At 48.8% G+C, this 7,610-nt stretch carries 7 protein-coding genes and 1 riboswitch; of the genes, 4 read left to right on the top strand and 3 right to left on the bottom strand.

The window, feature by feature from the left end; all coding sequences use genetic code 11:
• Positions 1-55 precede the first annotated feature (55 nt).
• Positions 56-178: riboswitch (SAM riboswitch) on the bottom strand.
• 114 nt (positions 179-292) lie between these two features.
• Positions 293-1,234, bottom strand: a complete 942-nt coding sequence (locus AC14M5_RS08770; protein WP_484029276.1) for a formylglycine-generating enzyme family protein — start codon at positions 1,232-1,234, stop codon at positions 293-295.
• A 190-nt stretch (positions 1,235-1,424) separates the two neighbouring features.
• Between AC14M5_RS08770 and AC14M5_RS08765 the strand changes: the two genes are divergently transcribed.
• Complete coding sequence (locus tag AC14M5_RS08765; RefSeq protein WP_484029275.1) at positions 1,425-2,129, top strand: response regulator transcription factor; 705 nt, start codon at positions 1,425-1,427, stop codon at positions 2,127-2,129.
• Between the two features lie 34 nt (positions 2,130-2,163).
• Here the strand turns inward: AC14M5_RS08765 and AC14M5_RS08760 are convergent, their stop codons facing one another.
• Both AC14M5_RS08760 and AC14M5_RS08755 read right to left on the bottom strand, forming a co-directional pair.
• Positions 2,164-3,123, bottom strand: a complete 960-nt coding sequence (locus AC14M5_RS08760) for a formylglycine-generating enzyme family protein (protein WP_484029274.1) — start codon at positions 3,121-3,123, stop codon at positions 2,164-2,166.
• 3 nt (positions 3,124-3,126) lie between these two features.
• On the bottom strand, positions 3,127-4,359 hold the full coding sequence (locus AC14M5_RS08755) for a C39 family peptidase (protein WP_484029273.1): 1,233 nt from the start codon (positions 4,357-4,359) through the stop codon (positions 3,127-3,129).
• 107 nt (positions 4,360-4,466) lie between these two features.
• Between AC14M5_RS08755 and AC14M5_RS08750 the strand changes: the two genes are divergently transcribed.
• The 3 genes from AC14M5_RS08750 to AC14M5_RS08740 all read left to right on the top strand — a co-directional run bounded on the left by AC14M5_RS08750 (position 4,467) and on the right by AC14M5_RS08740 (position 7,511).
• Positions 4,467-4,979, top strand: coding sequence for a flavin reductase family protein (locus AC14M5_RS08750; protein ID WP_484029272.1), 513 nt, complete (start codon positions 4,467-4,469; stop codon positions 4,977-4,979).
• Between the two features lie 34 nt (positions 4,980-5,013).
• On the top strand, positions 5,014-5,589 hold the full coding sequence (gene amrA, locus AC14M5_RS08745) for an AmmeMemoRadiSam system protein A (protein ID WP_484029271.1): 576 nt from the start codon (positions 5,014-5,016) through the stop codon (positions 5,587-5,589).
• A 74-nt stretch (positions 5,590-5,663) separates the two neighbouring features.
• Entirely contained in the window at positions 5,664-7,511 is a 1,848-nt protein-coding gene (locus AC14M5_RS08740) for a tetratricopeptide repeat protein (protein ID WP_484029270.1), read from the top strand.
• The last annotated feature ends 99 nt before the right edge of the window (positions 7,512-7,610 follow it).

Below are 7,610 nucleotides of genomic sequence, written 5' to 3'. Positions count from 1 at the left end.
AAAATTGCCCCTTCAGACGAACAGAAAGGGCAACTACATATATTTATATGAAGCCCTCTCATCTACAGAATCCATCTGTCGGAATTGGCACCTTTTCAGCTAGGGTCTAATGGTGACGTTTTACTGGCAGGTTGTCGAGGCATCGTAGGGCCGTTCCCTCCGCCTCTCTGGATAAGAGCGCCGTATTGGGGCTATTGATTTGTGTCGCGATAATACCATAGCTAATAATGTGCGTCAAATAAAAAAGCCGCCAGAGAAGAATCTCTGACGGCTTGAGAATCAGCTATCAGTTTTAGTCTGAAGCGCAGCGGAATCCGATCTTGGGGGAAACCTCACCGATATAGGCTGGTGATGAATGATCTGGCTCATCCACATCTGAACCTTTCACAGAGGCGCGATTGGCCAGACGAATGTCAATAAAAGCATCCTGGAATGTACCGCCACGTACAACACGGTTGAGATACTGGCTGCGGGCGCTTGGTCCTGGCGGATTGAATCCAACGCCCTGGCTATAATAGTTGCCATCGAAGTAATCATGCACCCATTCAGCCACATTGCCGGACAGATCCAAAATGCCGTATGGACTTGCACCGGCGGGGAAGCTCCCAACGCGGGTGGTGTCTCCAACAAAGTAATTGAAGTTACCACGGGATGAATCCGGGTATTCATCACCCCATGGGTAAGTGCGGTAATCATCTCCGCGGGCGGAGCGTTCCCATTCCGCTTCAGTGGGCAATCGGCGGCCCGCCCATTTACAATAATTATCAGCCTGCACCCAGCCTACGTAAACAACCGGAAAATCATTGAATTCTGGGTTATTGAAATAGGAGTCACGGGTTTGGGATTTAAAAAACTGTGGCAGATCGCAAGCACTTGCCTCCAGGCACAACGCATACATTGCGTTGGTCACCTCGAGCTTGTCCATCCAAAATCCCTTGAGCGTTACATCATGCGCTGGTTTTTCATCTTTTTGCACGTCATTGTCCAAGCCGCCCATGCGGAAGGTGCCATCAGGGATGTATACAGCAGGCATTCCGTCTGCAGGCGAAGTGCGCTCAGAACCGGCCTCGCCGCCTGAACTTACTTCTTGAGTTGGGTTGAGGCTGGGAGGGGTATTGGTCGGGAAAGCAGTGGGCAAGCTGCCGACAGCGGTGGGTTGGGCTTGTCCGCCTCCAAGTTGACAGGCCGAGATAAATAAAGCCAGGGCTGTCAGGATAGGGAATAATTTTTTCATAGCATCTCCTTGTTTTAACATATGGCGAGTATACAAAAACAGGACTTATTTCCTAATCCCCCAAAGGTAATATTTTGGTGAGAAAATACGACTTCCTGCGACTTGATGAAGTACAATTACTTACATCTTTGTTAGTACCCTGCTCTTTTCGCAAAAAAAGATATCATTTTCAAAAATCAAGAAAGATTTTATGACCACTCTCAACCTTTCATCCGCAGCTCAAAACGCCCCGCGTGTCTTCATTGTTTGTGACCAGGATGCAACTGCGCCCATTTGGGGGTACATCATTCGTGAAAAGGGATTGGTTGCCATCCTTGAAACTTCTATTCAACGTGCCATGGAACGCTCCATGGAGGAAACCCCCGATTTGATCGTTGTTGACCTCAACGCCCCACATGCCCAGCGAATGGAATTATGCCGAAAGCTCCGTTCGCTAAGTACCAGCCCCATCCTGCTTTTTCTACCGTCCAACAACGAACCTGAAATTCTCGAAGCCTATCAAAACGGTGTGGATGAATGTGTTATAAAACCGATCAGCCCCGCCATCTTCCTGGCTAAGATCATTGCCTGGTCGCGCCGCAGTTGGAGCGAACCAATGACCCCGCGTCATACCGGGCGCTTGCGCCTTGATCCATCTCACCGTTCTGCAGTTGGCGCCAACAAGCATGAGATCAAGCTCACCAATCTTGAATTCCGACTTCTGCATCTTCTCATGAGCCGCCCTGGTTATGTTTTCCCAGCCGAAGATATTATTCAGACTCTCTGGGGGGCTGAAGGCGATGTGGTTTTACTAAAGAATGTTGTGTATCGTTTGCGGAAAAAATTGGAAGAGGAAGCCGATGAGACTTCCCTCATTAAAACTTGGCCCGGCGGATACAGTTTTGTGGAAGACTAAAACGCTTCTTTCTTAACCGTTAGTCTGATTCTGCTTAATCATCCTCTGCGCACCTGAAACCGATCATCGCTGAACTGCGCCCATAGTAGGCCTCATCAGTTTTCTGCGCCGATGGATTTGGTCCCGTAAGATAGCTGCGATTCGCAAGACGTAAAATAACCCAATCATCCTGATAAGAACCACCGCGTAGCACGCGTAGATCATTGAAGACAGAATCATCCGTTGGCCCGGTGGGGTTTTCAGTAGAGGATATTTGATAATAGTTTGGCTTATAACGATCTGCCACCCATTCCCATACATTTCCCGCCATATCCAATGCGCCAAATGGACTCACTCCCTCTGCATATGAGCCTACACGGGATGTATCGCCAACGATATTCAGTGAATTGGAATTGTATTCATTCGGCGGCTCATCACCCCATGGAAAATTACGTTTGTCGTCGCCGCGCGCTGCATGTTCCCATTCTGCCTCGGTGGGAAGTCGTCTCTCTGCCCATTGACAATATACATTCGCGTCGTACCAGGTCACATGCACAACGGGGTAATCCTGGAATTCTGGATTCCCAAAATACTCCGCACGATTATCGGAACTAACCTCCACAGGCGGCCTGCATGAACCTGCCTGCACACACAAGTTATACATTCCATTGGTCACTTCCACTTGGTCGATCCAGAAGGCGTTGAGATGTACTTCGTGAGCAGGGACTTCATCATTCTCTTGATACACATCCAAGCCGCCCATGATGAATGTGCCAGATGGAATAAAGAGTTGGGTCATACCATCCATTGGGGAAATTTTTATAGTTTCAGGTGTGGACGTTGCTTGCGGCGTAGGCGAGGATGGAATCTCAGTCGGAGCAGTCGTTGACGTTGCTTGTGGAGTTATTGTTGCTGCTATGACTGGTACAACTGTCGGCGTGAACATCGTGCCCGTCGACGGGTATTGACAGGCGGCGAGGAAAAGTGCGAAGAGGGGAATAATGATTCTTTTCATTTTTTATTGAACCAGTTTCATGGCATTACGTGCCTGATCTTCAAAAAATTTTGGGTTGATGCTGTCTGCTTTTTGCCAGGCTTTGAGCGCACCGGCATAATCACCTTTGCGGTAGAGACCATAGCCGTACCATAACCATGTCTCTTCGGACATTTCTGTAACACCGCGCGCATAATCTGTTAGTGTGAGTAGGTCGTCATTTCTTCCAGAATGGAAATATGCAAGAAATGGCCCAAATTGATAACGGAACATGCGTAATGGCAAGCCGATCTCACGAGCTTTGTCGTAGGCGAGAGCGGCTTCTTCATAGCGTTCAAAGTAGGTCAGGTTGCTGCCGTAGTTGAACCAGGCGAAGGCGTCAGTGGGGTCGGTTGCAGTAGCGGCCTGGGACGAGATCAAGGTATTTTGCCGATTCAGGTTCGGGTCCCAGTCTGAGGCGAGCAGGGTTTTCATCTCCTCTTCATACTGCGGGAAGTAGATCACCATGTAGAGGTTGTTGAATGGTTCCCATTCTTCTTCCAATTGCGAATAGGAGATTTTCAGATCCGCGCCACGATAGGAATCCTGAACCGTAAATTCCTGCACTGCATCATCATAGGCAGTAAGCAGAAGATAATGTGCAGCCCAAAGATCATCGGTTGGGCCAAGCGCATCGCCAGGATTGAGGGATGTGACACTTTCAACCATCACAGGATAATTTGCCGCAAGCAGTCGCTTGAGCAACTCAATGCTTCCACCTACACGGTATTCAAGATTGAGCCAGCCAGCCTGGGTGCGGACGTAGTAGCGAAGTTCCTCGGGATTTACATTGCGATCCTGCGAAACGGGTTTGATCAAGTCAGAAATGTCGCTTTGATCTCCCTCCCAGCCGTACATGTGCATTGCCATTGATAGTGTTGCGGGCCCGCAGTTATTGGGGGTCTGCTTTTCATAAGGAGGTGATTTAATGGATGCCTGCGCAGGCAATGGAGGAAATGTGGCTGTTGGAATCAGTGACGGCGTAAGTTGCACACTGGGTGTGCTGGTTTGTGCAAATGTCGGTGTGACAGGCCGAGGCGTAACCGGTAAAGCTGTTGGAACTGGGCCGATGGGGTCGATTACGTTTTTTACGTAAATCTGAAAGACTTCGATCCGCCATGATAAGCGTGATTTTACATAAGGGATTTGGTAGATCGAAACAGCCAGCAGGGAAAGCCCTGCCAGCGCGTTGAGGATGTATTTAATTCGTTTGGACATGCGTGCGAGTTTACCATGCGTATATGAAACGGTTTTAAGGTAAGAAATACATTCAGTCAATTTCTGTCTTGACGCACATCTCTCTCACAAGTATGATGAAATTAATTATGGAGAATTTACCTGTTATGACGCTTGACCCTGAAAACCTAAGAGCAGCTATGCGCGCATGGACTGCCGGTGTGACGGTTGTGACCGCCATGCATGAAGACCAAAGACACGGCATGACCGTGAACTCGTTTACATCCATTTCACTCGACCCAGCTTTGATAACTATTTCTTTGCAATCTGGCTCGCGGACACATGATCTGATTAACCGTTCCCGCACTTTTGGGCTAACCATACTTTCAAAAGAACAAGCCAACCTGTCAGATATTTTTGCAGGGCGCAACCCCGAGATGACTGATCGTTTTGCAGGCTTGAAAACAGATACCCTTGTTACGGGCGCTCCGCTGATCGTGGGCGGCTTGGCCTGGCTGGATAACCGCGTGGTTGAAACTTTTAAGGCTGGCATGAATACTCTTTTTATTGCAGAGGTACTTGCTGCACGCAGCTTGGGCGATGATGGGCAGCCGCTGATCTACCATAACCGCGTATATTGGCAATTATCTCAATTGAAGTAGCCGCTTCTACCTGTGCCGAAATTGGGAGGGCACTATGTCTGATCTGTTAACCGATGGGGAAAAGCAAACACTCTTGCAGTTGGCGCGTGAGGCAATGGAATATTCTGTAAGAGGAAGATTTTTGGAGCCATTGGATTTGCAATCACTTACGCTGGCTTTGCGTGAACATGGCGCATCGTTTGTGACACTTACCATACAGAATGAATTACGAGGCTGCATTGGGGCATTGGATGCCTTTCAACCTCTTGCAGCAGATGTGTGCGAACATGCCATCGCTGCTGCATTGCAGGACCCGCGCTTCCGTCCCGTAGTGGAAAGTGAATTGAGCAGGATCAGGCTGGAGGTCTCGCGTTTGACCACCCCTCATCGGTTGGAATATGCTTCGAGTGAAGAGCTGCTCAAAAAGTTGAAACCGCATGTGGATGGAGTCATCCTGAAAGACGGTATTCGCCGTGCAACTTTTCTTCCGCAAGTTTGGGACAAAATTCCTGACCCTGCCGATTTTCTCGATCATCTTTCACTGAAGATGGGCGCGAGTAAAAAGTTATGGCAGGATGAAAAATTACAAGTTTATGTGTATCAAGTGGAAGAATTCCGTGAAATGAATTAAGACATCCAATAGGGTGACACACTCCATGCTTTATCAAGGTTATAAAATAATGCAACAAGCGGTAAAATCAACTCATGGCTGAAGAATTTAAAGAAGAGCAACCCCAGGACACAATGTTTCAGGACGCAGTGGATGCTCTGCGGCGCGGGGATAAACCACATGCAAAGGAAATCCTCACCCTTTTGCTGAAGTCGGATCAGAGTAACCCAACATATTGGATTTGGTTAAGCGCCGCAGTGGATAATGCTAAGGAGCGGATTTACTGCCTGCAAACAGCGCTCAAACTGGACCCTGAAAATGGTACGGCGAAACGAGGCTTGATCCTGCTTGGAGCTTTGGCTCCTGACGAATCCATTCAGCCCTTTCCAATGAACCGCCCTCGCGCATGGGAAGAGAAGTTACTGCTCGCCAATGAAAAGCCGAAGGAGAGGGGATTAAAGGTAATTGTGAGGAGTCCCGTGGTGCGCCTTTTGGGGGTGGTGGTAATTGGCGGCGCATTGCTTTCAGCAGTAGTGTTTGGGTTTATCCTGCCGCGCCAGACTAACATAATCCCCACCGAAACAAATACTCCGGGCCCATCCCCAACTTTTACAACCACGCCGACAGTATTTGGCGCAACCGCCGCACCTACGCGAGCATTTATCGGCCCGACTCCATTATGGATGCTGTTGGATGCAACCTATACCCCAACTCCCTTATATGTGAATACTCCGCGTGCTCCACAGGCGATTGACCAATACCGAACTGCAAAACAGGCATATGAAAAAGGTGATTGGGATGGCTTTATTGCTAATATGGAATTGATCCTTGTGTATGAGCCTGACTCTGCGGATATTTATTACCAGATTGGTGATGCCTATCGTTTCCAGGGACAAGCTGCAAATGCGCTGGAGGCCTATAACGAAGCCTTGAAAGTGGACCCGAACTTTGGCCCGGCCTATCTAGGGCTGGCACGCACACGCCTAATGTCTAACCCGGACTTTGATGCCGAGTTTTTGTTTGATGAAGTTATTGAACGTGACCCGAATTTTGGCGAAGCATATTTGGAACGTGCCCGTTTCTTTATCTATAATAATGACCCTGAGGCTGCCATCGTCGATCTCAACCGTGCAGCAGCATTGATGCCCCAATCTTCCGATGTTTATCTGGCTTATGCCAGTGCCTACCTTGAATTGGAAGAGAACCAAAGCGCATTGGAAGCCGCAGAGAAGGCATATTCACTTGATATTACTGCTTTGCCAGTCTATAAGATGTTAGGCGAGCTTTATCTTGCGGATGGGCAGTATCAACGATCAGTTGAAGCCTTCGAAGTCTATGTCATTTATGAACCTGAGGATGCGCTTGCCCTCGCACGCCTGGGGCAGGGTTATTATGAAATTGAAGAATACAAGTCTGCTGTAGCCACTCTCAACCGCGCAACTACGATCAACCGTACAGGCCTGCGTAGATTTTATTTGTATCGCGGACTTGCCAACCTTGAATTGGGCAATGCCGATGAAGCCGTGGAAGACCTTGAAGTTGCAGTGGATGTGGATGATAGATCATTTGAAGCCAACCTGGGTCTTGTACGAGCTTATTACTTACAAGAGAAATTTGGAAGTGCCTTCCTGAAAGTGGAAGTGCTCAAGTCTGTTGCAGAGACTGACGAGCAGACTGCCATCATGCTTTACTGGCGTGCACTTGTACAGGAACAGCGCGGCGAGACGAAGGATGCGATCAAGAATTGGAATGAATTGCTCGGTATGGATGAAGATATGATCACTGTTGAGATGCGCGAAAAAGCGGAAGAAAGACTTAAGGTTTTGGTTCCGCCCACACGCACACCCAAAGGAGGGGCTCCAACACTAACATCAACGCCGCGCAGGACTGCAACACCGACTCGTACGCCTACGAGGACGCCAACCAGAACACCAACGCCTTAACTTTTGTGTCATTCTGAGCGAAGCGAAGCATCTCTACCAAAATAAAAAGAGACCCTTCGGTCGCAACGAGCGCTTCCTCAGGGTGACACACTGGGCGTT

The sequence above is a fragment of the Candidatus Villigracilis sp. genome (genome assembly GCF_057083605.1).
The sequence above is the reverse complement of the archived record's forward strand: the minus strand, read 5'-3'. Positions and strand labels throughout refer to the sequence as shown.